This window comes from Allobosea sp. P4_C6 (assembly GCF_056402015.1).
Genome location: NZ_JBFUIF010000009.1, coordinates 24,572 through 50,192, shown reverse-complemented (window position 1 = coordinate 50,192; position 25,621 = coordinate 24,572). Strand labels below are relative to the sequence as shown.

Sequence of the window (25,621 nt, the reverse complement as noted above, 5' to 3'; positions counted from 1 at the left end):
CATGACGCGCGTGGAGTGAATTGATATGTCCGTCCGTCGTCTCGCGCCCGATCCGGTCCAGCCTGCCTCCTTCGCCTTCACCGCGGCGAATGAGAACTGGATCGACCAGCAGATCGCCAAGTACCCGGAAGGCCGGCAGGCCTCGGCCGTCATTCCGCTGCTGTGGAAAGCGCAGGAGCAGGAGGGCTGGGTTTCGCGCGCGGTGATCGAGACCGTCGCCCGGCGCCTCGGCATGGCGCCGATGCGGGTGCTGGAGGTTGCGACCTTCTACACCATGTTCAATCTGCAGCCGGTCGGCGAGTATTTCGTCCAGCTCTGCGGCACGACGCCCTGCGCCCTGCGCGGCGCCGAAGCGCTGAAGAAGGTCTGCGAGGACGTCATCGGCCCGCAATCGACCGTGACCGCCGACGGCAAGCTCTCCTGGCTCGAGGTCGAGTGCCTGGGCGCCTGCTGCAATGCGCCGATGGCGCAGATCAATGTCGACTATTACGAAGACCTGACGCCCGCCAATTTCCGCCAGCTCCTCGACGATCTGCGCAGCGGCCGCCCGACCAATCCCGGCCCGCAGAACGGCCGCACCGGCTCCGAGCCGGAAGGCGGCGGCGAGACCTTGAACGACAAGGCGCTCTATGACGGCTCGATGATCGGTGCTGGCGACTGGCAGAAGCGCATCGCCGAGCAGCGCAAGGCTGCGGCGGAAGCCGCAGCTGCCAAGGCTGCCGCAGAGGCGGAAGCCAAGAAGGCCGAGGCGGCCAAGGTGGACGCTACTCCGGCGGCCGCCGCCAAGCCGGCGAGCGAGACCGCCGCGCCGGCCAGGCCGAAGCCGTCCGACCCGGCTCAGCCGACCAGCGCCGCCCAGGATACGCCTTCCGCAGAGGGCAAGCCGAAGCCCACCYGGGCACGTGCTAAGACCGCCAAGAGCGGCGACAAGCCGGCAGAGTGAGGCATTAGGACATGCTCGCAGATCGCGACCGCATCTTCACCAATCTCTACGGCCTTCACGACCGCTCCCTGAAGGGTGCGATCCAGCGTGGCCATTGGGACGGCACCAAATTCATCCTGGAGCAGGGCCGGGACTGGATCATCGACGAGATGAAGAAGTCCGGCCTGCGCGGGCGCGGCGGCGCCGGCTTCCCGACCGGGCTGAAATGGTCGTTCATGCCCAAGCAGAGCGACGGGCGCCCCTCCTATCTCGTCGTCAATGCCGACGAGTCGGAGCCCGGCACCTGCAAGGACCGCGAGATCATGCGCAACGACCCGCATACGCTGGTCGAGGGCTGCCTGATCGCTTCCTTCGCCATGGGTGCAAATGCGGCCTATATCTATATCCGCGGCGAGTATGTCTGTGAGCGCGAGGCGCTGCAGCGAGCCGTCGACGAGGCCTATGAGGCCAAGCTCATCGGCAAGGACAACGTCCACGGCTATCCCTTTGATCTCTATGTGCATCACGGCGCCGGCGCCTATATCTGCGGCGAAGAGACGGCGCTGCTCGAAAGCCTCGAGGGCAAGAAGGGCATGCCGCGGCTGAAGCCGCCTTTCCCGGCGAATGTCGGCCTTTATGGCTGCCCGACCACGGTGAACAATGTCGAGTCGATCGCGGTCGCCCCGACCATCCTGCGCCGCGGCGCGGCCTGGTTCTCCTCGATCGGCACGCCGAACAATGTCGGCACCAAGCTCTTCTGCGTCTCCGGGCATGTGAACAAGCCCTGCAACGTCGAAGAGGCGATGGGCATTCCCTTCCGCGAGCTGATCGACAAGCATTGCGGCGGCATTCGCGGCGGCTGGGACAATCTCAAGGCGGTCATCCCCGGCGGCTCTTCGGTGCGCATGGTGCCGGCCGAGCAGATCATCGACACGCCGATGGATTTCGACTCGCTCTCGAAGCTGCGCTCCGGCCTCGGCACGGCGGCGGTGATCGTGATGGACAAGTCGACCGATATCGTCCGCGCCATCGCCCGCATCAGCCATTTCTACAAACATGAGAGCTGCGGCCAGTGCACGCCCTGCCGCGAGGGCACGGGCTGGATGTGGCGCGTCATGGAGCGCATGGCCGAGGGCCGCGCCCAGAAGCGCGAGATCGACATGCTGCTCGACGTCACCAAGCAGATCGAGGGCCACACCATCTGCGCGCTCGGCGACGCCGCGGCTTGGCCGATCCAGGGCCTGATCGCGCATTTCCGCCACGAGATCGAGCAGCGCATCGACGACTATGCCGCCAACCCGCACAGCGAGCCTGTGCGCCTGATGGCGGCGGAGTGAGACCATGACGAAACTCCTCATCGACGGCATCGAGGTCGACGTTCCGCCGGAGTACACTGTGCTCCAGGCCTGCGAGGCCGCGGGCGCCGAGGTGCCGCGCTTCTGCTTCCACGAGCGGCTCTCGATCGCCGGCAACTGCCGCATGTGCCTGGTCGAGGTGAAGGGCGGGCCGCCGAAGCCGCAGGCCTCCTGCGCCATCGGCGTGCGCGATCTGCGCCCCGGCCCGAACGGCGAGCCGCCGGTCGTCCTGACCAAGTCGCCGATGGTCAAGAAGGCGCGCGAAGGGGTGATGGAGTTCCTGCTCATCAACCACCCGCTCGACTGCCCGATCTGCGACCAGGGCGGCGAATGCGACCTGCAGGACCAGGCCATGGCCTATGGCGCGGACACCTCGCGCTATGCCGAGAACAAGCGCGCGGTCGAGGACAAATATATCGGCCCGCTGGTCAAGACGACGATGACGCGCTGCATCCAGTGCACGCGCTGCGTCCGCTTCACGACCGAAGTCGCCGGCGCCTCCGATCTCGGCGCCATCGGCCGCGGCGAGGACATGGAGATCACGACCTATCTCGAGCAGGCGATGAGCTCGGAGCTGCAGAGCAACGTCGTCGATCTCTGCCCGGTGGGCGCGCTGACCTCCAAGCCCTATCAGAACAAGGCCCGGCCCTGGGAGCTCTCCAAGACCGAGAGCATCGACGTGATGGACGCCGTCGGCTCGGCCATCCGCGTCGACTCGCGTGGCAAGGAAGTGATGCGCGTCCTGCCCCGCCTTAACGAGGCGGTGAACGAGGAGTGGATCTCCGACAAGACCCGCCACATCGTCGACGGCCTGCGCACGCAGCGCCTCGACCGGCCCTATATCCGCGAGAACGGCCGGCTGCGCCCCGCGAGCTGGAACGAAGCCTTCGCCGCCATCGCCGCCAAGGTGAAGGCCGCCTCGCCCCAGAAGATCGGCGCCATCGCCGGTGACCTCGCGGCGGTCGAGGAGATGTTCGCGCTGAAGGCGCTGATCGCCTCGCTCGGATCGGCCAATCTTGATGCGCGCCAGGACGGCACGAAGCTGCACCCGAAATTCGGCCGCGCGTCCTACGTCCTCAACGCCGGCATCGCAGGCATCGAGGATGCGACCTCGCTGCTGATCATCGGCTCCAACCCGCGCCGCGAGGCGCCGATCCTGAACGCCCGCATCCGCAAGCGCTGGCTGCGGGGCGATTTCAAGGTCAGCGTCATCGGCGAGAAGGCCGATCTCACTTACGCTTCCGACTATCTCGGCGCCGGTCCCGAAACGCTCGCCGAAATCGTCAAACCGGCCGAGGCCAAGGGCGGCAGGCCGATGGTGCTGGTGGGGCAGGGCGCTCTCGCACGCGCCGACGGCGAAGCGGTGCTCTCGCTCGCGGCCAAGGCGGCGCAGGCGCTCGGTGCCGTAACGGAGGGGTGGAGCGGCTTCGGCGTGATCCACACCGCGGCGTCCCGCGTCGGCGCGCTCGATCTCGGCTTCGTGCCCGGCGAAGGCGGCCTGGACGTTGCCGCCATGATCCAGCCCGGTGCGCTCGACGTGCTCTTCCTGCTCGGTGCCGACGAGATCGAGGTGCCGGAAGGTGCCTTCGTCGTCTACCAGGGCACACATGGCGACAAGGGCGCGCATCGCGCCGACGTCATCCTGCCGGGCGCTGCCTATACCGAGAAGTCCGGCACCTATGTGAACACGGAAGGCCGTGTGCAGATGGGCGACCGCGCCACCTTCCCGCCGGGCGATGCCCGCGAGGACTGGGCGATCCTGCGTGCGCTATCGGCCGCTCTGGGCAAGACGCTGCCTTTCGACTCGCTGTCGGGCCTGCGCAAGGCGCTCTACGAGGCGCATCCGCATTTCGCCGCGCTCGATGTCCTGCCGGGCAATGATGCGGCCGGCATCGGCCAGCTCGCAGGCCTCGGCGGCAAGACCGACAAGGCGGGGTTCGCCCCGGTCATCGGCGACTTCTATCAGACCAACCCGATCGCGCGTGCCTCCGCCGTGATGGCGGAATGCTCGGCGCTGGCCTCCGGCCGGCACCAGCAGGCGGCGGAGTAAGCGGCCATGAACTGGGACCTCGTCCTCGATATCGCGATCATCCTCGGCAAGAGCCTGCTGCTGCTGGTCTGCCTCTTGGTCTTCATCGCCTATATCCTGCTGGCCGACCGCAAGGTCTGGGCGGCGGTGCAGCTGCGCCGCGGCCCGAACGTCGTCGGTCCCTGGGGGCTGTTCCAGAGCTTCGCGGACCTGATCAAGTTCGCGCTCAAGGAGCCGATCATCCCGTCCGGCGCCAACAAGGGCATCTTCCTGCTGGCGCCGTTCATCTCCTGCCTGCTGGCGCTTGGCGCCTGGGCGGTGATCCCGGTGGCCGAGGGCTGGGCGATCGCCGACATCAATGTCGGCGTGCTCTACATCCTCGCGATCTCCTCGCTCGGCGTCTACGGCATCATAATGGCCGGCTGGGCCTCGAACTCGAAATACCCGTTCATGAGCGCGCTGCGCTCGGCGGCGCAGATGGTGTCCTACGAGGTCTCGATCGGCTTCGTCATCATCACCGTGCTGCTCTGCGTCGGCTCGCTGAACCTCTCGGCGATCGTCGAGGCGCAGCAGAACCGCGGCCTGGCGCATGCGCTGGGCGTGCCCTGGCTCAGCATCCTCAATTGGTATTTCCTGCCGCTCTTCCCGATGTTCATCGTCTTCTTCGTCTCGGCGCTGGCCGAGACGAACCGGCCGCCCTTCGATCTGGCCGAGGCGGAATCGGAGCTCGTGGCGGGCTTCATGGTCGAGTATTCCTCGACGCCGTACCTGCTGTTCATGCTCGGCGAATACGTGGCGATCATGACCATGTGCTCGCTGACGACGATCCTGTTCCTTGGCGGCTGGGCGCCGCCGGTCGCACTGCCGCCCTTCACCTGGCTGCCCGGCGTGTTCTGGTTCGCGCTCAAGGTCTGCCTGGTGTTCTTCATGTTCGCGCTGGTGAAGGCCTTCGTGCCGCGCTACCGCTACGACCAGCTGATGCGCCTGGGCTGGAAGGTCTTCCTGCCGCTCTCGCTCGCCAGCGTGGTGATCGTGGCGCTGGTGCTGCAGCTGACGGGCTGGGGTCCGGTCGCCGGATGAGTTGGGCCGGCCCGCTCGGCGCCCTGATCGGCTTCGGGCTCGGCCTGCTGGAATACCGGCTGATCTCGGCCGTGGTGATCGGGGCGCTCAGGCGCACGGATCGCTCGGAGACAGAGGCCGAGAAGGACGATTACGAGCGCCGCATCCGCATCCTGCGGTGGGCGCTGATGGCAATGACGATCGGCTTGATGCCGATCCTGGGTTTCGTGATCGGCCGGGCGCTGTTCGGCTGAGGATGGAAGGACGAAGGCGATGTCACTCGCGCAAGCCGCAAGGGGCCTGCTGCTGAAGGAGTTCGTCGGGGCTATCGGCCTGTCGATGCGCTACTTCTTCAAGCCGAAGGCGACGCTGAACTACCCGTTCGAGAAGGGCCAGCTCTCGCCGCGCTTCCGTGGCGAGCATGCGCTGCGCCGCTATCCGAACGGCGAGGAGCGCTGCATCGCCTGCAAGCTCTGCGAGGCGATCTGCCCGGCGCAGGCCATCACCATCGAGGCCGGTCCGCGCCGCAATGACGGCACGCGCCGCACGACCCGTTACGACATCGACATGACGAAGTGCATCTATTGCGGCTTCTGCCAGGAAGCCTGCCCGGTCGATGCCATCGTCGAGGGGCCGAATTTCGAGTTCGCGACCGAGACCCGCGAGGAGCTGTTCTACGACAAGGACAAGCTGCTCGCGAACGGCGCGCGCTGGGAGCGCGAGATCGCGCGCAACATCGCGATGGACGCGCCCTATCGGTGAGGTGAATTGCCGTCATGCTCGGGCTTGACCCGAGCATCTCGTGAAGAAGAAGGCTCCGACGCCTCGTTCTGCAGGAGATTCTCGGGTCTGCGCTTCGCTTCGCCCGAGAATGACGAACCTAGAGTGACAGACCCCCCGCGCGGTTGTCCCGCCCGGCGGGGCTGATTATAGACGCTCCAAATTGCTGCGGGACCGAGTCCCGGAGCACGAACCAAACGAGGACCGCTTCATAAAGGGGCGGAAAGGGCTGGCCGAGATGAATGCCGCAGCGGCTTTCTTCTATCTCTTCGCAGGGGTGACCGTGGCATCCGCCTTCATGGTGGTGGCCTCGCGCAACCCCGTGCATTCGGTGCTCTACCTGATCCTGGCCTTCGTCAACGCGGCCGGGCTGTTCATGCTGCTCGGCGCCGAGTTCCTCGCGATGCTGCTGGTCGTCGTCTATGTCGGCGCGGTCGCGGTGCTCTTCCTCTTCGTGGTGATGATGCTCGACGTCGATTTCGCCGAGTTCCGCCAGGGCTTCCTGAACTACCTGCCGATCGGCGCGCTGATCGGCTTCATCTTCGCGGTCGAGCTGCTACTGGTCGTCGGGGCCTGGGTCATCGATCCGCATATCGTCAAGGCGCCGGTCGCCGCGATCCCCGCCGGCATCACCAACACCGAGGCGCTCGGGCGAGTGCTCTACACCCAGTATGTCTATTACTTCCAGGCGGCCGGCCTCGTGCTGCTCGTCGCGATGATCGGCGCCATCGTGCTGACGCTGCGCGAGCGCCACGGCATCAAGCGCCAGCATGTCCCGACCCAGAACGCCCGCACCAAGGACGCGGCGATGGAGGTCAAGCAGGTGCCCTCGCGCGCCGGCGTTCCGGAGGAGATGGCATGATGACGATCGGACTGGGCCACTATCTCGCGGTCAGCGCCATCCTGTTCACGCTCGGCGTGCTCGGCATCTTCGTCAACCGCAAGAACATCATCGTCATCCTGATGTCGATCGAGCTCATCCTGCTCTCGGTCAACCTGAACTTCGTCGCCTTCTCGAGCTTCATGAATGACATCGTCGGCCAGGTCTTCGCGCTGCTCGTGCTCACGGTGGCAGCGGCCGAGGCCGCGATCGGCCTCGCCATTCTCGTCGTCTACTTCCGCAACCGCGGCTCGATCGCGGTGGAAGACATCAACATGATGAAAGGCTGAGCGCGCCGCCGCGCCTGGACCTCACGCCCATGTATCACGCGATCGTCTTCCTCCCCCTGATCGGCTTTCTGATCGCCGGCCTCTTCGGCCGGTTGATCGGCGCGCGCGGCTCCGAGATCGTCACGACCTCGCTGCTGATCGTCTCCGCTGTCCTGTCCTGGGTCGCCTTCGTCCAGGTCGGCTTCGGCCACGGCACGACGCGCATCCAGATCGCGAGCTGGATCTCGTCCGGCCAGTTGCAGGTCGACTGGGCCTTCCGCATCGACACGCTGACGGCGGTGATGCTGGTCGTCGTCAACACCGTCTCCTCGCTCGTGCACCTCTACTCGATCGGGTACATGCACGAGGATCCGCACCGGCCGCGCTTCTTCGCCTATCTCTCGCTGTTCACCTTCGCGATGCTGATGCTGATCACGTCGGACAACCTCGTCCAGATGTTCTTCGGCTGGGAAGGCGTGGGCCTGGCGTCCTATCTGCTGATCGGCTTCTGGTACCAGAAGCCCTCGGCCAACGCCGCCGCGATGAAGGCCTTCATCGTCAACCGCGTCGGCGATTTCGGGTTCTCGCTCGGCATCTTCCTCGTCTTCGTGCTGTTCGGCTCGGTCGGCTTCGACGCGATCTTCCCGCGTGCCGGCGAACTGGTCGGCCAGAGCTTCCGCTTCCTCGGCTATGACTGGAACGCGCTGACGCTAACCTGCCTGCTGCTCTTCATGGGAGCGATGGGCAAGTCGGCGCAGTTCCTGCTGCACACCTGGCTGCCGGACGCGATGGAAGGCCCGACCCCGGTCTCGGCGCTCATCCATGCCGCGACCATGGTCACCGCCGGCGTCTTCATGCTGGCGCGCCTGTCGCCGGTGTTCGAATACGCGCCGGTCGCGCTCACCGTCGTCGTCGTCATCGGCGCCACCACCGCCTTCTTCGCGGCAACGGTCGGCCTCGTGCAGAACGACATCAAGCGCGTCATCGCCTATTCGACCTGCTCGCAGCTCGGCTACATGTTCGTCGCGCTCGGCGTCGGCAATTACGGCGCCGGCATCTTCCACCTCTTCACCCACGCCTTCTTCAAGGCGCTGCTCTTTTTGGGCGCCGGCTCGGTCATCCACGCGATGCATCACGAGCAGGACATGCGCCACATGGGTGGCCTGCGGAAGCACATCCCGCTGACCGCGGCGGCGATGACGATCGGCACGCTTGCCCTGACCGGCTTCCCGGGCTTCGCCGGCTACTTCTCGAAGGATGCCATCATCGAGAGCGCCTATGCCTCGGTGGCGCATGGCGGCTTCGCCAGCTCCTACGCTTACGTCCTGCTGGTCGTCGCGGCCTGCATGACCTCTTTCTACTCCTGGCGCCTCTACTTCATGACCTTCGAGGGCAAGCCGCGCTGGGGCCATGATGCTCACGGGCACGATGCGCACGGCCATGACGACCATGCTCATGCGTCGCACGCGCAGGACGATCACGGCCATGACCACATGCCGCATGAGAGCCCCTGGGTGATGCTGATCCCGCTCGCCTTGCTCTCGGTCGGCGCGGTCTTCGCGGGTTACGTGTTCAAGGAGTACTTCATCGGCCACGACTTCGAGCATTTCTGGAAGTTGGCGCTGTTCATGGGCAAGGACAACCACATCCTGCACGCCATGCACGAGGTTCCGAAGTGGGTCGTCTGGTCGCCCTTCGTGGCGATGGTGATCGGCTTTGCGCTTGCCTACTACATGTATGTCCGCCGGCCGGACGTGCCGGGCAAGCTCGCTGCGGCGAACCCGGCGCTGTACCAGTTCCTGCTCAACAAGTGGTACTTCGACGAGCTCTACGACTTCCTGTTCGTCAGGCCCGCGAAGTGGCTCGGCCGCTTCCTGTGGAAGAAGGGCGATGGCCTGGTCATCGACGGCCTGGGGCCGGACGGCATCTCGGCCCGCGTGGTCGACGTGACCAACCGAGTGGTCCGGCTGCAGACCGGCTATCTCTATCACTATGCCTTCGCCATGCTGATCGGCGTCGCGGGCTTCGTGACCTGGTATCTTGTGACGCGCGGGTGAGATGATGTTGGGTTTCGGTATTCTCACCGGTCTTCTGGTCCTGCCGCTGATCGGCGCCGCCTTCATCCTGGCGCAGCGCGGCGATCAGGCCTCGGTCGACTCCAATGCCCGCTGGGCCGCGCTGGTCACGACGGTGCTGACCTTCGTGCTGGCCTGTGTTGCCTGGGGCCGCTTCGACCCCGCCAATCCGGGCTTCCAGATGGTCGAGACCCATGGCTGGGTTTCGGACGCCATCAAGTTCAAGCTCGGCGTCGACGGCTTCTCCTTCCCCTTTATCGTGCTGACGGCCTTCCTGATGCCGTTCTGCATCCTGGCGTCCTGGACCTCGGTCGAGAAGCGGGTGCGCGAATATATGGTCGCGTTCCTGATCCTGGAGACGCTGATGATCGGCGTCTTCGCGGCGCTCGATCTCGTGCTGTTCTACGTCTTCTTCGAGGCCGGCCTGATCCCGATGTTCCTGATCATCGGCATCTGGGGCGGCAAGCGGCGCGTCTACGCCTCCTACAAGTTCTTCCTCTACACGCTGCTCGGCTCGGTGCTGATGCTGCTGGCGCTGATGGCGATGTACTGGAACGCCGGCACTACCGACATCCCGACGCTGCTGGCGCACAAGTTCCCGTCGCAGATGCAGCCCTGGCTGTGGCTTGCCTTCTTCGCCTCCTTCGCGGTGAAGATGCCGATGTGGCCGGTCCATACCTGGCTGCCCGACGCACATGTCGAGGCGCCGACGGCGGGCTCCGTCATCCTGGCGGCGATCCTCTTGAAGATGGGCGGCTACGGCTTCATCCGCTTCTCGATCCCGATGTTCCCCGAAGCGTCGGCGATGTTCGCGCCGCTGGTCTTCGCGCTGTCGGTCATCGCCATCGTCTACACCTCGCTGGTGGCGCTGATGCAGGAGGACATCAAGAAGCTGATCGCCTACTCCTCGGTGGCGCATATGGGCTTCGTCACCATGGGGCTGTTCACCCTGACGCCGCAGGGCATCCAGGGCGCGATGTTCCAGATGATGAGCCACGGGCTGGTCTCCGGCGCGCTCTTCCTCTGCGTCGGCGTGATCTACGACCGCATGCACACCCGCGAGATCGCCGCCTMTGGCGGTCTGGTGAACCGGATGCCGATCTATGCCGTGGTCTTCATGGTCTTCACCATGGCGAATGTCGGCCTGCCCGGCACGGCCGGCTTCGTCGGCGAGTTCCTGACGCTGGTCGGCGCCTTCCGCGCCAATCCCTGGGTCGCCTTCTTCGCGACCTCCGGCGTCATCCTCTCGGCTGGCTATGCGCTATGGCTCTATCGCCGCGTCGTGTTCGGCGAGCTGGTGAAGCCCGAGCTCAAGGACATCAAGGACCTGAACGGCCGCGAGATCGCGATCCTGGTGCCGCTCGTCCTGCTGACGATCTGGTATGGCGTGCAGCCGCACACGATCCTCGACGCCTTCGCGGCGCCGACCGAAGCGCTCATCAAGAACTATCAGGCCGCGCTCACCGCCGCGAAGACGGCGGTGGCGGCCGTGCAGTAAGGTTTCGTCATGGCTCTGCCCGCTCTCGGCCCGGCCCTGCCGGAAATCATCCTCGCCATCGGCGCCATCGTAATGGTGCTGGTCGGCGCGATCCAGGGCGAGCGCTCCACGCGCCTGCTGGAGGGCCTCGCGCTGCTGCTGCTGGCGGTCGCGCTGGCGCTGGTCGTCTCAGGCACCGGCAAGATGCTGACCTTCAACGACGGCTTCATCGCCGACGGCTTCGGCCGCTTCATGAAGGTGCTGACGCTGCTCGGCGCCGGCGCCGCCATCCTGCTCTCGGCCGATACGCTGCGGCGCCAAGGCACGATGCGCTTCGAATTCCCGATCCTCGTCGTGCTCTCGACCATCGGCATGATGATGATGATCTCGGCGAATGATCTCATCAGCCTCTATGTCGGCCTCGAGCTGCAGTCTCTGGCGCTCTATGTCGTCGCCGCCTTCGACCGCGACAACGCGAAGTCCACCGAGGCCGGCCTGAAGTATTTCGTGCTCGGCGCGCTGTCCTCCGGCATGCTGCTCTATGGCGGCTCACTGGTCTACGGCTTCACCGGCACCGTCACCTTCCCGGGCATCGCGGCCGCGACCCAGGGCGGCCATGCCGGCATCGGCCTGATCTTCGGCATCGTCTTCATCGCCGCCGGCCTTGCCTTCAAGATCTCGGCCGTGCCGTTCCACATGTGGACGCCGGACGTTTATGAGGGCGCGCCGACCCCTGTCGCAGCCTTCTTCGCCTCTGCGCCCAAGATGGCCGCCATGGCGATGGTGATCCGCGTCTTCATCGGCGCGTTTCCGGGCGCGATCAACGATTGGCGCCAGATCATCGTCTTCATCTCGATCGCCTCGATGGCTCTCGGCGCCTTCGCCGCGATCGGCCAGCGCAACATCAAGCGCCTGCTCGCCTACTCCTCGATCGCCAACATGGGCTATGCGCTGGTCGGCCTCGCCGCCGGCACGGCCGAGGGCGTGCAGGGCGTGATGACCTATATGGCGATCTATCTCGCCACGACGCTCGCCGCCTTCGCCTGCGTGCTGATGATGCGCCGCGACGGCAAGCTGGTCGAGGACATCTCGGAACTCGCCGGCCTGTCCCGCACCAATGGCTGGATGGCGTTTGCGATGTCGATGATGATGTTCTCGCTCGCCGGTATCCCGCCGCTCGCCGGCTTCTGGGCGAAGTGGTACGTCTTCTTGGCCGCGATCAATGCCAAGCTCTATGTGCTCGCCGTCGTCGGCGTGCTCACCAGCGTCGTCGGTGCCTATTATTATCTGCGCCTGGTGAAGGTGATGTATTTCGACGATCCGAAGCCGGCCTTCGAGAAGGCGGATCTCGGCGTGCGCACCGTGCTGCTGATCTCAGCCGTCTTCGTGCTGGCGCTCTCGTTCCTGCCGGCGCCGCTCTTCGACACGGCGGCTGCGGCGGCGAAGTCGCTGTTTTGAGCGACAGGCTCGTCATGCTCGGGCTTGATCCGAGCATCTCCTGCCAGAGATTCTCGGGTCTGCGCTTCGCTTCGCCCGAGAATGACGGTCTCGTCCTTGCCGGATGGACCCATGCTCGGTGAAGCGGCTCGCGCTGCCGGCTACCGGCTGATCATCCGTGACGAGGTCGGCTCCACCATGGAGGAGGCCCGTCGCGCGCTCGATCAGGGCGAGCCGGGCAAGCTCTGGATCGTCGCCCGCAGCCAGAATGCGGGCCGGGGGCGCCACGGCCGGCAATGGGGCTCACCGCCCGGCAATCTCTACTCCAGCCTTCTGCTGACCGACCCCTGCGAGCCGGCGCTGGCACCGCAGCTCGGCTTCGTGGTCGGGCTCGCTTTGCATGACGCAGCCGCGAAGCTGCTTGGCCCGGCCGCCTCCGGGCTGAAGCTGAAATGGCCGAACGACCTGCTGCTCGACCGCGCCAAGACGTCGGGCCTGCTGCTGGAGGGCGAGAGCCGGGCAGGGCGGCTCAACGTCATCGTCGGCTGCGGCGTCAATATCGCCTCCTGCCCGTCGGAGACGCCCTATCCGGCGACCTTCCTCAAGGCGTTGGCGCCACAATCCAGTGTCGAGACCATGCTGACGGGGCTCAGTGACGCTTTCGCCCAGCGCTTTGCCGTCTGGTCCCAGCCGGGCGGCTTCGGCCCGATCCGCGCCGCCTGGCTCGAACGCGCCGCCTTCCTCGGCGAGACCATCACCATCCGCTTGCCGGAAGGCCCTCTCGCCGGCCGCTTCAGTGGCCTCGACGCCTCCGGGCGTCTCGAACTCGAAACCGAGACCGGCCGCCGCATCATCGATGCGGGCGACCTGTTTTTCGGGACGCCTTGAGGTGGCAGGTGGCGACGCTGGCCTGCCGCGTCGCCACCGTGCTAAAGGAAATTCCCGGTTCAACGTGGTCATCCCGGGCGGCCGAAGGACGACCCGGGATCCATGCCGGAATGCCGACCGGAAAGGTTCCGGCATGGATCCCGGATCTTCGCTTCGCTTCGTCCGGGATGACCCGCGTTTTCCGAAACAGATTCCAGGAATCCGCGACCGGCATGCGATGAGGCATGCTGCGGGCGGTTCTCCGTGCCTGCAGGATCATCCGTGACCCGTTCCAGCGACCAGCTCGTCTTCGTTCCCCTCGGCGGCCTCGGCGAGATCGGCATGAACGCCGCCCTTTACGGCTTCGGGCCGGAGGGGCGGCGCAAATGGATCCTGGTCGATTGCGGCCTGTCTTTCGCCGGGCCGGAGGCACCGGGCGTCGATATCGTCCTGCCAGATCTGCGCTACATCATCGAGGAGCGCGCAAACCTTCTGGGCATCGTCATCACCCATGCCCATGAGGACCATATCGGCGCGCTCGCGGCACTCTGGCCCTCCCTGCGCGCACCGGTCTACTGCACGCCCTTCGCCGCTGGCCTGCTCGCAACGCGCCGCCTGTCGGAGCCGGGCGCGCCCAAGGTCGAGATCAATGTCGTGCCGCAGGGCGGGTTCGTCACGCTCGGCCCGTTCGACATCGAGTTCGTGCCGGTCGCGCACTCCATCCCCGAATCGAACGCGCTCGCCATCCGCACGCCGGCAGGCCTCGTCGTCCATACCGGCGACTGGAAGATCGATCCGACGCCGCGCGTCGGCCTGCCGACCAACGAGAAGCGCCTGCGCGAGCTCGGCGAGGAGGGCGTGCTGGCGCTGGTCTGCGATTCGACCAACGTCATGCGCGACGGCACGAGCCCTAGCGAGGCGGACGTCGCGGCCAAGCTCAAGGAGCTGGTGGCCTCGGCGCCGGGCCGTGTCGCCGTCACCACCTTCGCTTCGAATGTCGCGCGGCTGCGGGCCGTCGCCGAGGCCGCGATCGCGAATGACCGCGAGGTCGTCGTCGTCGGCCGGGCCATGGACAGGGTCATCGATGTCGCGCGCGAATGCGGTTATCTCGACGGCATCCCCGGCTTCCGCCCGGTCGACGCCTATGGCTACCTGCCGCGCGACAAGGTCGTGGCGCTGGTGACCGGCAGCCAGGGCGAGCCGCGTGCCGCGCTCTCGCGCATCGCTTCGGACGATCATCCCGAGATCGCGCTGTCGCCGGGCGACCGCGTCATCTTCTCTTCCCGCACCATCCCGGGCAACGAGAAGGCGGTCGGCAACATCCTGAACGCGCTGGCGCGCGACCGGATCGAGATCATCACCGACCGCACCCATCTCGTCCATGTTTCGGGCCACCCGCGCCGTGAGGAGATGGCGCGGCTCTACGGTTGGCTGAAGCCGCAGATCGCGATCCCCGCACATGGCGAGGACCTGCACCTCGCCGAGCATGAAACCTTCGCCCGCAGCCTCGGCGTCAAGCATGTGCTGCGCGCCGGCAACGGCGATGTCGTCGCGATCACGGCGGAGGGCGCGCGCAAGGTCGACGAGGCTCCGCATGGCCGGCTCTACCAGGACGGCTCACTGCTGGTGAACGCGTTGGAGAAGACGATTTCTGAGCGTCGCCGCCTGTCCTTCGCCGGGGTCGTCTCGATCGCGGTCGCCATCGACGAGAAGGGTGGCATTTCCGGTGAGCCGGAGATCGCCGTGCTCGGCCTGCCGCCGCGGACCCGCGACGGCACCGATTTCGACGAATACGTCGCCGATACGGTCGCCGAGTTGCTCGAAGGCATTCCGAAGGCCCGCCGCCGCGATCCCGAGGCCCTACGCAACGCGCTTGAGCGCGGCGTGCGTAGCGCCGTCAACGAGGAGTGGGGCAAGAAGCCGCTGGTGCATGCGCTGGTGATCGAGGTGTAGTACGGGGCGCAGCGCCCCGCCGGAGAAGACGAAGATGATCGGACGCCTCAATCATGTCGCCATCGCCGTGAAGGACCTCGCGGCCTCGACGACGCTCTATCGCGATACGCTTGGCGCGCGCGTCTCGCAGCCGCTGCCACAGCCGGAGCACGGCGTCACGGTCGTCTTCGTCGAACTGCCGAATACCAAGATCGAGCTGCTCGAGCCGATGGGCGCCGACTCGCCGATCGCCAAGTTCCTCGAGCGCAATCCGGACGGCGGCATTCATCACATCTGCTACGAGGTCGACGACATCCTGGCCGCGCGAGACCGCCTGAAGGCGCAGGGCGCGCGCGTGCTCGGCTCAGGCGAGCCGCGCATCGGCGCCCATGGCAAGCCGGTGCTGTTCCTGCACCCCAAGGACTTCCTCGGCACGCTGGTCGAGCTCGAACAGGCCTGAATCCGATGAGCGATATCACTTTCCTCGGCGAGCCGGAGCCCGGCTCGCCGCGCCCGTTCAGTGCCGCCACCGTCGCCGGCGGGCTGATCTTCGTCTCCGGTCATTCGGCCCCGCATGATCCCGCGCGTGGCATTCACCGCGGCGAGACCCCGGCCGACGAGGTGCGCAATGCGCTGGGCCGGATCACCGAGATCCTGGCCGAGGCCGGCAGCGCGCTCGACCGTGTCGTCCAGATGACGATGCTGATCACCGACCCGGCCGATTACGCCGCCTGCAACGCCGAGTATGTGAAGCATTTCCCGAACGGCCTGCCGGCGCGTCACACTGCGCGCTTCGGCGTGCCGACGCAGGCGCGTGTCGCGTTCTCCTGCATCGCCCTGGCCGGGAGGGGCGCATGAATGTCGTCGGCGGGCTCGCCCTTTACTTCGTGATCTGGTGGATCACGCTCTTTGCCGTGCTGCCTTTCGGCATCCGCAGCCAGCAAGAGGCGGGCGATGTCGTCGAGGGAACGGAACCGGGCGCGCCCATCCTGCCGGGCTTGCTCAAAAAGGCGGCAATCACGTCGGTGATCGCGGCGATGATCTTCGCCGGCGTCTGGTATGTCTGGGTGACTTACGACATCTGACGCAAGACTTCTGCGAGCAGCAAGACTTCCGCGAGTAGATCCGGAGCCTGCTGCATTTTCGAGGAAACGGCGGTCATCCCGGACGGCGCGAAGCGCAGATCCGGGATCCATGCCTGAACCTCGATCGGATGCGCTCCGGCATGGATCCCGGGTCAAGCCCGGGATGACGGCGTGGTTCGGCGCAAAATCAGCAAGGCTCTAGGCGAAACGACCGACTTCGGTATGCCCAAAAGAAAAAGGCAAGGCGGATGCCTTGCCTTGGGTAGTCTGCTTTTTACCGCTGCATCGGCGCACATTCAAAGGTGCGACTCATATGCAAGGCGGGCGTTTGTTCCTCCCGAGACCTGGTCCGCAGCGCTCTGCTCGCAGAGCGCTCCCAGCGCCAGAAGGATTAGCCGATTGTGACGGCCCTGTCATCAGTTTAGGCAGTCATAGCCTCGAATTTTTGCAAGATTAGTCTCCACTGCACTTGTGCAGTGCAGCATGAGCGATTCGGTGGCATTGGATATGCCTTGTTCCGGCCAAAGGATGCGGCTATCGACCGGCCATCCGCCGGGCTCGCTGGCGGCCATGGAGATGTTCATGCTGCGCAGCTCGCTCGCCGCCCTTGCCGTCGTCGCTTCCCTCGGTTTCGCCCAGGCCCAGAGCCCGAAGCCCGATCCGGAAAACACCGTCGTGCTCGAGACCAAGGACGGCCCGGTCACGATCCGCCTGCGGCCGGACCTCGCGCCCAAGCATGTCGCGCAGATCAAGGCGCTGGTGAAGCGCGGCTTCTATGACGGCATCGTCTTCCACCGCGTGATCGACGGCTTCATGGCCCAGACCGGCGACCCGACCGGCACCGGCACCGGCAAGTCCGATATGCCGAACCTGCCGGCCGAGTTCACCCCGACGCCCTACAAGGTCGGCTCCGTCGGCATGGCGCGCTCGCAGTCCCCGGATTCGGCGAATTCCCAGTTCTTCATCTGCTACGAGGGCTGCAGCCCGCTGACCGGCCAGTACACGCTGTTCGGCGAGGTCGTCTCGGGCATGGACGCGGTGCGCAAGATCAAGAAGGGTGCACAGGGCAGCGGCCAGGTGACCGGCCCCGACAAGATCATCCGCATGCGGATGGCATCCGACGCCAAGTGAGATGAAGCCGGGGAGGGCCGGGACCATGCAGCAAACGGCCCTCATCGGCATTCTCGCAGCGCTCGTCTTCAGCGCCGGCGCAGCGGTGGCGCAGGACACGCGCGATCTCGGGCTGCCGCCGGCCTCCGGCTCGCAGAACCCGGTCCTGCCGCCGCCCTCGGGCTCCCAGAACCCGATCCTGCCGCCGCAGAGCGGCCAGCGCTACAATCCCGGCATCGGCGGGCCATTCAGCGGCGACAACGACATTCCGGGCATGCAGCAGCGCCGTGTCGGCCCGCAGACGCAGACCCTGATGCGCCGCGGCGGCGAGATCGGCCTCGTCGGCTCGCTCTCGCCCGAGACGCAGCAGGAGGGCGGCGAGACAGTCGACAAGCTCTCCGATATCGCGCCGGCCTTGCGGCGCTGCTGGAGCCCGCCGCCGCTTCCGGGTGACCTGACCGGCGCGATGGCCTCCGTCCGCTTCAGCCTGCGCCGTGATGGCAGCCTCTTCGGCCAGCCGCGCGTGACCTGGGAGACGCGCCGCGGCGACGCGGCGTTCCAGAAGCGCTTCACCGAATCTGCGGTTGCCGCCATCCGCTCCTGCACGCCGATGAGGTTGTCGAAGGGCCTCGGAGCGAGTATCGCGGGGCGACCCTTCACCATACGCTTCCACGGCCGCACGCCGTCCAACGAAAGGCAAAGCTGATGTCCCACGATCCCGAGAACACCATCGTCATGGAGACGACCAAGGGCCCCGTCGTCATCAAGCTGCGTCCCGACCTCGCTCCCGGCCATGTCGAGCGCATCAAGCTGCTGGCCCGCGAGGGCTTCTATGACGGCATCGTCTTCCATCGCGTCATCGACGGCTTCATGGCCCAGGTCGGCTGCCCGCACGGCACCGGCACCGGCGGCTCGAGCTATCCGGACCTGAAGCAGGAGTTTAACGCCGAGCCGCATGTCCGCGGCATCTGCTCGATGGCGCGCTCCCAGAACCCGAACTCGGCCAACAGCCAGTTCTTCATCGTCTTCGACGATGCCCGCTTCCTCGACAAGCAGTACACCGTCTGGGGCGAGGTCGTCGAAGGCATGGACAACGTCGACAAGATCAAGCGCGGCGAGCCGGTGCGCGATCCCGACTCGATCGTATCGATGAAGGTGATGGCCGACGCGGCCTGAGTATTTCGTTCAAGACGAGCCCTCGTTCCGGCCCGCGAGACGCAAGCTGCGTTCCGCCCCGGAATGAGGGCTCGTTGCTTTTTGGAAGAGATTTGACCGGATGGATGTCGGCCTCTTCGATTTCGACCTGCCGGAAGACCGTATCGCGCTGAGGCCCGCAAGCCCGCGCGATGCGGCGCGCCTGCTCGTCGTGCGCCCGGATGCGCCCGAGCCGTTGCAGGATCGCGGCATCCGCGATCTCGTCTCGCTGCTCGAGCCCGGGGACGCGCTCGTCCTGAACGATACGCGCGTCATTCCCTCGCGCCTGCGCGGGCGGCGCCATCGCGGCGCGGATTCGGCCCGCATCGAGATCATGCTCCACAAGCGCGAGAGCGAGGACCGCTGGCTGGCCTTTGCGCGGCCGGCTAAGAAGCTGGCGCTAGGCGAGACGGTGGTCTTCGATTCGGAGGGCGCCAGCAATGCCTGCGAGCTCGGCCGCCTGCGTGCCGAGGTCATTGCCAAGAGCGAAGGCGGCGAGGTCGAGCTGCAATTCAGCCTGACGGGCGCCTATCTCGACGAGGCGATCGCGCGGCTCGGCGAGTTGCCGCTGCCGCCCTATATCGCCGGCAAGCGCCCGACCGACGATGCCGATACCACCGACTACCAGACGAATTTTGCTCGGAAGGATGGTGCCGTCGCGGCGCCGACCGCCGGGCTGCACTTCACGCCGGAGCTGCTCGCGGCGCTCGATGCGCGCGGCGTCAGCAGCCATTTCGTCACGCTGCATGTCGGCGCCGGCACCTTCCTGCCGGTGAAGGCGGAGGACACCGACGAGCACCGCATGCATGCCGAATGGGGCACGGTCTCGGCCGAGACGGCTGACGCGCTGAACGCTGTGAAGGCGAAGCGCGGGCGCATCGTCTGCGTCGGCACGACGTCGCTGCGGCTGATCGAGAGCGCGGCGGGGGAGGACGGCACCATCCGGCCCTTCTCGGGCGACACGGCGATCTTCATCACGCCAGGCTATCGCTTCCGTGCCGTCGACCTGCTGATGACGAACTTCCACTTGCCGCGCTCGACGCTGTTCATGCTCGTCTCCGCCTTCTGCGGGCTCGACATGATGAAACTTGCCTATTCCCATGCGATCGCAGCGGAATACCGCTTCTACTCCTATGGCGACGGCAGCCTGCTGTTCCGGGCCGACGCGCCGCGGGATTGAGAAGCCGATCCGGCTCGCATTCCCGGCCTGAAAATGCTACCGGGCTTCCCAACAGGGAATTTGATAATCAATGGCCGATATTTTTCGCGAGATCGAAGAGGAAGTCCGCCGCGACAAGGCGGCGGAGCTCTGGAGGAAATATGGCTGGATCGTCACCGGCCTTGCCGTGCTGGCTGTCCTCGCCGTGGCGGGCTGGCAGTTCTGGCTGCATCGCGAGAATCAGGCCTCGCAGGCCGTCGGCGCCCGCCTCGAAGCGGCGCTGAAATCCTCCCGCGACGGCGACAGCACGCAGGCCGAGACGATCCTCAAGGAACTGGCTGACAGCGCGCCTGCCGGCTATCGCCAGATCGCGCGTTTCCGCCTTGCCGGCGAGACCGCCAAGCGTGATGCGGCTGCGGGTGTCGCCGCCTTCGACGCGCTTGCCAATGATGCGGCGCTGGACGCGACCTATCGCGATCTCGCCAGGCTGCGCGCCGGCATCCTGCGCGTCGATCTCTCGCCCTATGCCGAGGTCAAGACGGCGCTGGAACCGCTGGCCGTTCCGCAGGGCGTCTGGCGCCACTCGGCGCGCGAATTCCTCGGCATCTCCGCGCTCAAGGCCAACCAGTTCGACGACGCCGGCCGCTGGTTCGACGCCGCGATCACCGATCCGCAGGCGCCACAGGCTCTGCGCCAGCGCGTCGAGCTCTATCTCGCTCTGGTCCGCGGCGGCCCCGTTACGGTAAAGAACTGAACCGGAGCTCCGCTCCCAACGCTTCCGTCGCCCCGCTCCGGCAATGTCGCCTGGCCGGGGTGACGATGGAATGTGAAGTCTGATGACAGCCATCGTCGCCCTCATCGGCCGGCCCAATGTCGGCAAGTCGACGCTGTTCAACCGGCTCGTCGGCAAGAAGCTCGCCCTGGTCGATGACCGGCCGGGTGTCACGCGCGATCGCCGCGAGGGCGACGCCACGCTCGGCCATCTCCGTTTCAAGGTCATCGACACCGCCGGTCTCGAAGAGGCCGATAAGGATTCGCTCCTCGGCCGCATGCGCGCCCAGACCGAGACCGCGATCGCCCAGGCCGATGTCGTTGTCTTCATGATCGATGCCCGCCTCGGCCTGACGCCGATGGATCAGCCCTTCGCCGATCTGGTGCGCCGTTCCGGCAAGCCCGTCATCCTTCTCGCCAACAAGGCCGAGGGAAAGAAGGGCACCGAGGGCATCATCGATTCCTACTCGCTCGGCCTCGGCGATCCCGTGCCGTTCTCGGCCGAGCATGGCGAGGGCACGGCCGATCTGCTCGAGGCGCTGGTGCCCTTCATCCCGGACGAGCCCGAGGAAGAAGAGGAAGACGCCTGGGCGGATGTCTCGGCGGAGGACGCGGAGGAGGATGCCAATCCCGACCGGCCGCTGCGGGTCACCATCATCGGCCGTCCGAACGCCGGCAAGTCGACGCTGGTCAACCGCATGATCGGCGAGGAGCGGCTGCTGACCGGTCCGGAAGCCGGCATCACCCGCGACACCATCTCGGTCGACTGGGAATGGCGCAGCCGCAAGGTCAAGCTCTTCGACACCGCCGGCATGCGCAAGCGCGCCCGCATCGAGGAGAAGCTGGAGAAGCTGTCGGTGGCGGATTCGCTACGCGCGATCCGCTTCGCCGAGGTCGTCGTCGTGCTGCTCGACGCCACCATCCCCTTCGAGAAGCAGGACCTGACGCTGGTCGACCTGACCGAGCGCGAGGGCAGGGCCGTCGTCATCGGCCTGAACAAATGGGACCTCGTCGCCGACAAGCAGGGCCTGCTCGCCGAGCTGAAGGAAAAGGCCAGCTACCTGCTGGCGCAGGTGCGCGGCGTGCCGATCATTCCGCTGTCCGGGCTGGCCGGCGAGGGCATCGACCGGCTGATGCAGGCGGTGTTCTCGGCCTATGATGTCTGGAACCGCCGCGTCTCGACCGCGCGTATCAACCGCTGGCTGGAAGGCGTGCTCTCGGCCCATCCGCCGCCGGCCGTGGCGGGACGGCGCATCAAGATCCGCTACATGACACAGGCCAAGGCGCGCCCGCCGACCTTCGCGCTGTTCGGCAATCAGCTCGACCATCTGCCGGTGTCCTACACCCGCTATCTGGTCAACAACCTGCGCGAAGCCTTCGAACTGCCGGGCACGCCGATCCGCCTGCACAGGCGCGGCGGCGAAAATCCCTATGACAAGGAGCGCAAGGGCTGATGAGGGTCGCGGTCGTCGGTGCCGGTATCGCCGGGCTTTCCACCGCCTGGTCGCTGAACAAGCGCGGGCATGAGGTCACCCTGTTCGAGCAGGCGGCGCGGATTCCCAATCCCTATGCCGCTTCGGGCGACCAGCACCGCATCATCCGCCGCGCTTATGGCGGCGCCGATGGCTACGCCCGCACCATCACCGAGGCTTTCGAGGCCTGGGAGGAGCTCTGGGCCGATCTGGGCGTGCGTCATTACGCAGCCTGCGGGGTGCTCGGCATTTCCCAGACCGAGGGCGACGAGGGCGAGGACTATCGCCAGGGCCTGGACCGCATGGGCTCGCCGTATGAGCTCTATGATCCGGCCGAGGCCGCCAGGCGCTATCCGTTCCTCGATCCGGCGACGATCCGCTACGCCTATCTCAGCCCGGAAGGTGGGGCGCTGTTTCCCGCCCGTATCGCCGCCGACATGGTGAGATTGCTGCGCGAGCGGGGCGTGTCGATCCGCGAAGGCGTGGACGTGACGGCGATCGAGCCCGAGTCGGGCAAGCTGACTCTGGCCGATGGCGAGGCCGCGAGCTTCGATCGCATCGTCGTTTCTGCCGGCGCCTGGGTGCTGAAGCTCCTGCCGGAGCTCGCCGATGCCTTGACGACCTATCGCACGGCAATCGCCTATCTCGATCCGCCTGAGGATCTCAAGGCCGCCTGGGAGGCGGCGCCGGCCATCGTCGATGTCGGCGGCACGGTCGACGGCTATGTCCTGCCACCGGTCGACGGTACCGAGTTGAAGGTGGGTGCCGGTGTCCACAAGCGCCAGCGCCAGCCCGACGAGGATCGCGAGCCCCGGCCGGGCGAGGGCGAGCAGATCCGCGATTATTTCTCGCCGCCCTTCGCGCGCGTCGACGAGTACCGGGTCAAGCGCGTGGCGAGCTGCGCCTACACCTTCACGGCTGACCGCAAGTTCCTGTCGCGCGAAATCGGCCGCGTCACCGCGGTTTCGGCCTGCTCGGGCCATGGCTACAAGTTCGGCGCGGCGGTCGGCCGGCGTGTCGCGGCGGCGGTGGAGAACGGCGATCAGGCCGGGTTGCTGCGCTGGCTGCGGGCCGAGTGACGAGAGCGGGGCGCGCATGCTCGAAACCGTGAGCGCGCTCTTCGTCGACCTGGACCGGAAGGTGCTGCTCGGCCTGCGCGCCGTCTGGAAGCAGGCCTGGCCCGGCCATTGGGACGCGATCGGCGGGCGTGTCGAGCTGGGCGAGGCTCTCGAACAGGCGCTGATCCGCGAATGCCGCGAGGAGGTGGGGCTGACGCCGACGCGCTACGAGCTGGTGCTGTCGGAGGCCGAGCGCTTTCCGGAACGCAACGGCGCAGCTCTCCACCACATCTATGTCGTCAGTACCTGGGATGGCGGCGAAGCCATCAATCTCGTCGACGAGCACGACGAGATCCGCTGGTTCAGCCTCGATGAGATGGCGGCGCTGCCGAACCTCACCATCCCGGATCTGATCGGGCTTGCGCGGGCATCCCTGCGCTGAGGCAGAGAGCGGATCAGGCCGGCAGCTGCGGCGTGAGCACCTTGCCCTGCGGAAAGTCGAAGATCGTGCCGCTCTCCGCCCAGCCCGGCGAGGCGAGCGCGACGAGATGCGGCGCCAAATCCTCCGGTGTCCTCAGCGTTTCCGGGTCTTCGCCCGGCATCGCCTCGGCCCGCATCTTGGTGCGCAGCGGCCCCGGATTGACCAGCATGACCTTGACCGGCGTGGTCGCCGTCTCGGCCGCGTAGGTGCGCCCCAGAGCCTCCACGGCGGCCTTGGAAATCGAATACGGCCCCCAATACGCCGAGCACTTATGGGCGGCGCCCGACGACATTAGCAGCACGCGGCCCGCATCCGAGGCGCGCAACGCCGGATCGAGCGATTTGATCAGCCGCCAGTTCGCAGTGACGTTGATGTCGAGCACCTTCGCCCAGTCCTTCTCCGTCGCATGGCCGAGCGGGGTGAGGGAACCGAGGATGCCGGCATTCGCCAGCAGGATGTCGAGCTTGCCCCAGCGCTCCAGCAGAGCAGGGCCGAGCTTCTCCAGCCCGCCGGCATCCGAGAGATCGAGCGGCACCAGCGTGGCGCTGCCACCGATCGCCCGGATCGCGTCGTCGAGCTCCTCGAGCGCCCCTGAGGTGCGGGCGAGCGCGACGATATGCGCGCCAGCCTGGGCGAAGGCCAGGGCCGCGGCGCGCCCGATTCCGCGCGACGCGCCGGTGACGAGCGCGATGCGCCCCTCGAGAGCCTTGGTCATGGGATGGTCCGCTGGTTCAGCCGGCTTCGGCCAGCAGGGAGATCTGCTGCTTGGCGCTCTCGCCGATCACGTCGGTCAGCGAGGTCGGATAGTCGCCGGTGAAGCAATGGTCGGTGAATTGCGGCCGGGCCGGATCGCGCCGCTCATGGCCCATCGCACGATAGAGCCCGTCGACGGAGATGAAGGCCAGCGAATCGGCTCCGACGAACTGGCGCATCTCTTCGAGGGAGTGCGTTGCGGCGAGCAGCTTCTCGCGGTCCGGCGTGTCGATGCCGTAGTAGTCGGGATGGGTGATCGGCGGCGAGGAGATGCGGAAATGCACCTCGCGGGCGCCGGCCTCGCGCATCATCTTCACGATCTTGAACGAGGTCGTGCCGCGCACGATCGAATCGTCGACCAGCACGATGCTCTTGCCCTCGACGACCGAGCGGTTGGCCGAGTGCTTCAGCTTGACGCCGAGCTCGCGGACCTTCTGCGTCGGCTCGATGAAGGTGCGGCCGACATAGTGGTTGCGGATGATGCCGAGTTCGAAGGGAATGCCGCTCGCCTGCGCATAGCCGAGCGCGGCCGGCACGCCGGAATCCGGCACCGGCACGACGACGTCGGCATTGGCCGGGGATTCCTGCGCCAGCACCGCGCCCATCGCCTTGCGGTGCTCATAGATGCTGCGGCCCTTCACGACGGAGTCGGGGCGGGCGAAATAGATGTACTCGAAGATGCAGGGCCGCTCGGCGACGGGCGGGAAGGGCTTGTGGCTCTCGATGCCGCTGTCGGAGATGATCACGACCTCGCCGTTCTCGACCTCGCGGACGAACTTCGCGCCGATGATGTCGAGCGCGCAGGTCTCGGAGGTCAGGATCGGGCAGCCGTCGAGATCGCCCAGCACCAGCGGGCGGATGCCGAGCGGGTCGCGCGCGCCGATCAGCTTCTTGTTGGTCATGCCGACGAAGGCATAGGCGCCCTCGATCTGGCGGATCGCCTCGACGAAGCGCTCGACGAAATGCTGCTTGCGGCTGCGCGCGACGAGATGCAGCAGCACCTCGGTGTCGGAGGTCGACTGATAGATCGCGCCGTCGCGGACGAGGTTGCGGCGCAACGTGAGCCCGTTGGTGAGATTGCCGTTATGCGCCACGGCGAAGCCGCCGCCATGCAGCTCGGCGAAGAGCGGCTGGACGTTGCGCAGGATCGTTTCGCCCGTCGTCGAATAGCGGACATGGCCGATCGCCTGCTTGCCCTGGAGCTTGTCGATGACGCTCGCTTCCGAGAAGGCGTCGCCGACAAGTCCGAGCCGGCGCTCCGAATGGAAGCGCTTGCCGTCGAAGGAGACGATACCCGCCGCCTCCTGGCCGCGGTGCTGGAGCGCGTGCAGGCCGAGCGCCGTGAGCGCAGCTGCGTCGGCATGGCCGTAAATGCCGAAGACGCCGCATTCCTCCCGCAGCCGGTCGGCATTGGGATCGAAGGCGGTATCAGTCTCGGTCTGCGAGATCATGGCGA

At 66.6% G+C, this 25,621-nt stretch carries 27 protein-coding genes; 24 read left to right on the top strand and 3 right to left on the bottom strand.

Annotated features, from left to right (window positions below; translation table 11 throughout):
* The first annotated feature begins 25 nt into the window (after positions 1 to 25).
* The 16 genes from nuoE (at position 26) to AC1DVA_RS08795 (ending at position 16,167) form a co-directional block, all read left to right on the top strand.
* Positions 26 to 943 carry an NADH-quinone oxidoreductase subunit NuoE gene (gene nuoE / locus AC1DVA_RS08870; protein WP_476805636.1) on the top strand — a complete coding sequence of 306 codons (918 nt, stop codon included), beginning with the start codon at positions 26 to 28 and terminating at the stop codon, positions 941 to 943.
* 11 nt (positions 944 to 954) lie between these two features.
* Positions 955 to 2,259: an NADH-quinone oxidoreductase subunit NuoF gene (gene nuoF, locus AC1DVA_RS08865; protein WP_476805635.1), complete on the top strand. Its 1,305-nt coding sequence runs from the start codon at positions 955 to 957 to the stop codon at positions 2,257 to 2,259.
* 4 nt (positions 2,260 to 2,263) lie between these two features.
* Positions 2,264 to 4,327, top strand: a complete 2,064-nt coding sequence (nuoG, locus tag AC1DVA_RS08860) for an NADH-quinone oxidoreductase subunit NuoG (RefSeq protein WP_476805634.1) — start codon at positions 2,264 to 2,266, stop codon at positions 4,325 to 4,327.
* 6 nt (positions 4,328 to 4,333) lie between these two features.
* Complete coding sequence (gene nuoH, locus AC1DVA_RS08855; RefSeq protein WP_265053613.1) at positions 4,334 to 5,386, top strand: NADH-quinone oxidoreductase subunit NuoH; 1,053 nt, start codon at positions 4,334 to 4,336, stop codon at positions 5,384 to 5,386.
* Positions 5,383 to 5,619 (top strand): hypothetical protein, encoded by a 237-nt coding sequence (locus AC1DVA_RS08850; RefSeq protein ID WP_476805633.1) that lies wholly within the window; start codon positions 5,383 to 5,385, stop codon positions 5,617 to 5,619. The genes nuoH and AC1DVA_RS08850 overlap by 4 nt, the downstream gene beginning before the upstream one ends.
* A gap of 19 nt (positions 5,620 to 5,638) precedes the next feature.
* Positions 5,639 to 6,127, top strand: coding sequence for an NADH-quinone oxidoreductase subunit NuoI (nuoI, locus tag AC1DVA_RS08845; RefSeq protein ID WP_038367698.1), 489 nt, complete (start codon positions 5,639 to 5,641; stop codon positions 6,125 to 6,127).
* A 256-nt stretch (positions 6,128 to 6,383) separates the two neighbouring features.
* Positions 6,384 to 7,007: an NADH-quinone oxidoreductase subunit J gene (locus tag AC1DVA_RS08840; RefSeq protein ID WP_265053611.1), complete on the top strand. Its 624-nt coding sequence runs from the start codon at positions 6,384 to 6,386 to the stop codon at positions 7,005 to 7,007.
* The gene (gene nuoK / locus AC1DVA_RS08835) at positions 7,007 to 7,315 is read left to right on the top strand and encodes an NADH-quinone oxidoreductase subunit NuoK (protein WP_265053610.1); all 309 of its coding nucleotides are present in this window, start codon (positions 7,007 to 7,009) and stop codon (positions 7,313 to 7,315) included. The genes AC1DVA_RS08840 and nuoK overlap by 1 nt, the downstream gene beginning before the upstream one ends.
* 29 nt (positions 7,316 to 7,344) lie before the next feature.
* Positions 7,345 to 9,351 carry an NADH-quinone oxidoreductase subunit L gene (gene nuoL / locus AC1DVA_RS08830; protein WP_476805632.1) on the top strand — a complete coding sequence of 669 codons (2,007 nt, stop codon included), beginning with the start codon at positions 7,345 to 7,347 and terminating at the stop codon, positions 9,349 to 9,351.
* Positions 9,352 to 9,355: 4 nt separating this feature from the next.
* Entirely contained in the window at positions 9,356 to 10,867 is a 1,512-nt protein-coding gene (locus AC1DVA_RS08825) for an NADH-quinone oxidoreductase subunit M (RefSeq protein WP_476805631.1), read from the top strand.
* 9 nt (positions 10,868 to 10,876) lie between these two features.
* A complete protein-coding gene (nuoN, locus tag AC1DVA_RS08820; RefSeq protein WP_476805630.1) occupies positions 10,877 to 12,304 on the top strand; it encodes an NADH-quinone oxidoreductase subunit NuoN in 1,428 nt (475 codons plus the stop codon).
* A 111-nt stretch (positions 12,305 to 12,415) separates the two neighbouring features.
* Entirely contained in the window at positions 12,416 to 13,171 is a 756-nt protein-coding gene (locus AC1DVA_RS08815) for a biotin--[acetyl-CoA-carboxylase] ligase (protein WP_476805629.1), read from the top strand.
* Between the two features lie 261 nt (positions 13,172 to 13,432).
* Positions 13,433 to 15,103: a ribonuclease J gene (locus AC1DVA_RS08810; protein ID WP_265053606.1), complete on the top strand. Its 1,671-nt coding sequence runs from the start codon at positions 13,433 to 13,435 to the stop codon at positions 15,101 to 15,103.
* Between the two features lie 34 nt (positions 15,104 to 15,137).
* Positions 15,138 to 15,542, top strand: a complete 405-nt coding sequence (gene mce / locus AC1DVA_RS08805) for a methylmalonyl-CoA epimerase (protein ID WP_265053605.1) — start codon at positions 15,138 to 15,140, stop codon at positions 15,540 to 15,542.
* Between the two features lie 5 nt (positions 15,543 to 15,547).
* Complete coding sequence (locus tag AC1DVA_RS08800) at positions 15,548 to 15,940, top strand: RidA family protein (RefSeq protein WP_476805628.1); 393 nt, start codon at positions 15,548 to 15,550, stop codon at positions 15,938 to 15,940.
* Positions 15,937 to 16,167: a DUF1467 family protein gene (locus tag AC1DVA_RS08795; RefSeq protein WP_476805627.1), complete on the top strand. Its 231-nt coding sequence runs from the start codon at positions 15,937 to 15,939 to the stop codon at positions 16,165 to 16,167. Before AC1DVA_RS08800 ends, AC1DVA_RS08795 begins: the two co-directional genes overlap by 4 nt.
* Positions 16,168 to 16,583: 416 nt before the next feature.
* Here AC1DVA_RS08795 and AC1DVA_RS08790 read toward each other — a convergent pair whose 3' ends face one another.
* Positions 16,584 to 16,751, bottom strand: coding sequence for a hypothetical protein (locus AC1DVA_RS08790; protein ID WP_476805626.1), 168 nt, complete (start codon positions 16,749 to 16,751; stop codon positions 16,584 to 16,586).
* Between AC1DVA_RS08790 and AC1DVA_RS08785 the strand changes: the two genes are divergently transcribed.
* The 8 genes from AC1DVA_RS08785 to AC1DVA_RS08750 all read left to right on the top strand — a co-directional run bounded on the left by AC1DVA_RS08785 (position 16,750) and on the right by AC1DVA_RS08750 (position 23,373).
* Positions 16,750 to 17,298, top strand: a complete 549-nt coding sequence (locus tag AC1DVA_RS08785) for a peptidylprolyl isomerase (protein ID WP_265054832.1) — start codon at positions 16,750 to 16,752, stop codon at positions 17,296 to 17,298. The genes AC1DVA_RS08790 and AC1DVA_RS08785 overlap by 2 nt on opposite strands.
* 25 nt (positions 17,299 to 17,323) lie before the next feature.
* Positions 17,324 to 17,983: a hypothetical protein gene (locus AC1DVA_RS08780; protein WP_476805625.1), complete on the top strand. Its 660-nt coding sequence runs from the start codon at positions 17,324 to 17,326 to the stop codon at positions 17,981 to 17,983.
* Positions 17,983 to 18,453 carry a peptidylprolyl isomerase gene (locus AC1DVA_RS08775; protein ID WP_265053601.1) on the top strand — a complete coding sequence of 157 codons (471 nt, stop codon included), beginning with the start codon at positions 17,983 to 17,985 and terminating at the stop codon, positions 18,451 to 18,453. Before AC1DVA_RS08780 ends, AC1DVA_RS08775 begins: the two co-directional genes overlap by 1 nt.
* Before the next feature lie 100 nt (positions 18,454 to 18,553).
* Complete coding sequence (queA, locus tag AC1DVA_RS08770; RefSeq protein WP_476805624.1) at positions 18,554 to 19,651, top strand: tRNA preQ1(34) S-adenosylmethionine ribosyltransferase-isomerase QueA; 1,098 nt, start codon at positions 18,554 to 18,556, stop codon at positions 19,649 to 19,651.
* Positions 19,652 to 19,721: 70 nt separating this feature from the next.
* Positions 19,722 to 20,384 (top strand): tetratricopeptide repeat protein, encoded by a 663-nt coding sequence (locus AC1DVA_RS08765; RefSeq protein ID WP_476805623.1) that lies wholly within the window; start codon positions 19,722 to 19,724, stop codon positions 20,382 to 20,384.
* Between the two features lie 82 nt (positions 20,385 to 20,466).
* On the top strand, positions 20,467 to 21,855 hold the full coding sequence (der, locus tag AC1DVA_RS08760; RefSeq protein ID WP_476805622.1) for a ribosome biogenesis GTPase Der: 1,389 nt from the start codon (positions 20,467 to 20,469) through the stop codon (positions 21,853 to 21,855).
* On the top strand, positions 21,855 to 22,952 hold the full coding sequence (locus tag AC1DVA_RS08755; RefSeq protein ID WP_476805621.1) for an NAD(P)/FAD-dependent oxidoreductase: 1,098 nt from the start codon (positions 21,855 to 21,857) through the stop codon (positions 22,950 to 22,952). The genes der and AC1DVA_RS08755 overlap by 1 nt, the downstream gene beginning before the upstream one ends.
* 16 nt (positions 22,953 to 22,968) lie before the next feature.
* Positions 22,969 to 23,373, top strand: coding sequence for an NUDIX hydrolase (locus tag AC1DVA_RS08750; protein ID WP_476805620.1), 405 nt, complete (start codon positions 22,969 to 22,971; stop codon positions 23,371 to 23,373).
* A gap of 13 nt (positions 23,374 to 23,386) precedes the next feature.
* Here the strand turns inward: AC1DVA_RS08750 and AC1DVA_RS08745 are convergent, their stop codons facing one another.
* Together AC1DVA_RS08745 and purF are read right to left on the bottom strand one after the other, a co-directional pair.
* Positions 23,387 to 24,127 (bottom strand): SDR family NAD(P)-dependent oxidoreductase, encoded by a 741-nt coding sequence (locus tag AC1DVA_RS08745; RefSeq protein ID WP_476805619.1) that lies wholly within the window; start codon positions 24,125 to 24,127, stop codon positions 23,387 to 23,389.
* 16 nt (positions 24,128 to 24,143) lie between these two features.
* On the bottom strand, positions 24,144 to 25,616 hold the full coding sequence (gene purF / locus AC1DVA_RS08740) for an amidophosphoribosyltransferase (RefSeq protein WP_265053594.1): 1,473 nt from the start codon (positions 25,614 to 25,616) through the stop codon (positions 24,144 to 24,146).
* Between the last annotated feature and the right edge of the window lie 5 nt (positions 25,617 to 25,621).

Bases quoted from the DNA above. Each gene is read 5' to 3' on its own strand.
- AC1DVA_RS08780 (WP_476805625.1), top strand. From the start codon at position 17,324: ATGCAGCAAACGGCCCTCATCGGCATTCTCGCAGCGCTCGTCTTCAGC.
- AC1DVA_RS08815 (WP_476805629.1), top strand. From the start codon at position 12,416: ATGCTCGGTGAAGCGGCTCGCGCTGCCGGCTACCGGCTGATCATCCGT.
- nuoK (WP_265053610.1), top strand. From the start codon at position 7,007: ATGACGATCGGACTGGGCCACTATCTCGCGGTCAGCGCCATCCTGTTC.
- AC1DVA_RS08785 (WP_265054832.1), top strand. From the start codon at position 16,750: ATGCTGCGCAGCTCGCTCGCCGCCCTTGCCGTCGTCGCTTCCCTCGGT.
- der (WP_476805622.1), top strand. From the start codon at position 20,467: ATGACAGCCATCGTCGCCCTCATCGGCCGGCCCAATGTCGGCAAGTCG.
- nuoG (WP_476805634.1), top strand. From the start codon at position 2,264: ATGACGAAACTCCTCATCGACGGCATCGAGGTCGACGTTCCGCCGGAG.
- AC1DVA_RS08840 (WP_265053611.1), top strand. From the start codon at position 6,384: ATGAATGCCGCAGCGGCTTTCTTCTATCTCTTCGCAGGGGTGACCGTG.
- AC1DVA_RS08795 (WP_476805627.1), top strand. From the start codon at position 15,937: ATGAATGTCGTCGGCGGGCTCGCCCTTTACTTCGTGATCTGGTGGATC.
- AC1DVA_RS08790 (WP_476805626.1), bottom strand. From the start codon at position 16,751: ATGAACATCTCCATGGCCGCCAGCGAGCCCGGCGGATGGCCGGTCGAT.
- AC1DVA_RS08850 (WP_476805633.1), top strand. From the start codon at position 5,383: ATGAGTTGGGCCGGCCCGCTCGGCGCCCTGATCGGCTTCGGGCTCGGC.
- nuoF (WP_476805635.1), top strand. From the start codon at position 955: ATGCTCGCAGATCGCGACCGCATCTTCACCAATCTCTACGGCCTTCAC.
- AC1DVA_RS08800 (WP_476805628.1), top strand. From the start codon at position 15,548: ATGAGCGATATCACTTTCCTCGGCGAGCCGGAGCCCGGCTCGCCGCGC.
- mce (WP_265053605.1), top strand. From the start codon at position 15,138: ATGATCGGACGCCTCAATCATGTCGCCATCGCCGTGAAGGACCTCGCG.
- purF (WP_265053594.1), bottom strand. From the start codon at position 25,616: ATGATCTCGCAGACCGAGACTGATACCGCCTTCGATCCCAATGCCGAC.
- AC1DVA_RS08750 (WP_476805620.1), top strand. From the start codon at position 22,969: ATGCTCGAAACCGTGAGCGCGCTCTTCGTCGACCTGGACCGGAAGGTG.
- AC1DVA_RS08765 (WP_476805623.1), top strand. From the start codon at position 19,722: ATGGCCGATATTTTTCGCGAGATCGAAGAGGAAGTCCGCCGCGACAAG.
- nuoI (WP_038367698.1), top strand. From the start codon at position 5,639: ATGTCACTCGCGCAAGCCGCAAGGGGCCTGCTGCTGAAGGAGTTCGTC.
- AC1DVA_RS08755 (WP_476805621.1), top strand. From the start codon at position 21,855: ATGAGGGTCGCGGTCGTCGGTGCCGGTATCGCCGGGCTTTCCACCGCC.
- AC1DVA_RS08745 (WP_476805619.1), bottom strand. From the start codon at position 24,127: ATGACCAAGGCTCTCGAGGGGCGCATCGCGCTCGTCACCGGCGCGTCG.
- AC1DVA_RS08775 (WP_265053601.1), top strand. From the start codon at position 17,983: ATGTCCCACGATCCCGAGAACACCATCGTCATGGAGACGACCAAGGGC.
- nuoH (WP_265053613.1), top strand. From the start codon at position 4,334: ATGAACTGGGACCTCGTCCTCGATATCGCGATCATCCTCGGCAAGAGC.
- nuoL (WP_476805632.1), top strand. From the start codon at position 7,345: ATGTATCACGCGATCGTCTTCCTCCCCCTGATCGGCTTTCTGATCGCC.
- nuoN (WP_476805630.1), top strand. From the start codon at position 10,877: ATGGCTCTGCCCGCTCTCGGCCCGGCCCTGCCGGAAATCATCCTCGCC.
- queA (WP_476805624.1), top strand. From the start codon at position 18,554: ATGGATGTCGGCCTCTTCGATTTCGACCTGCCGGAAGACCGTATCGCG.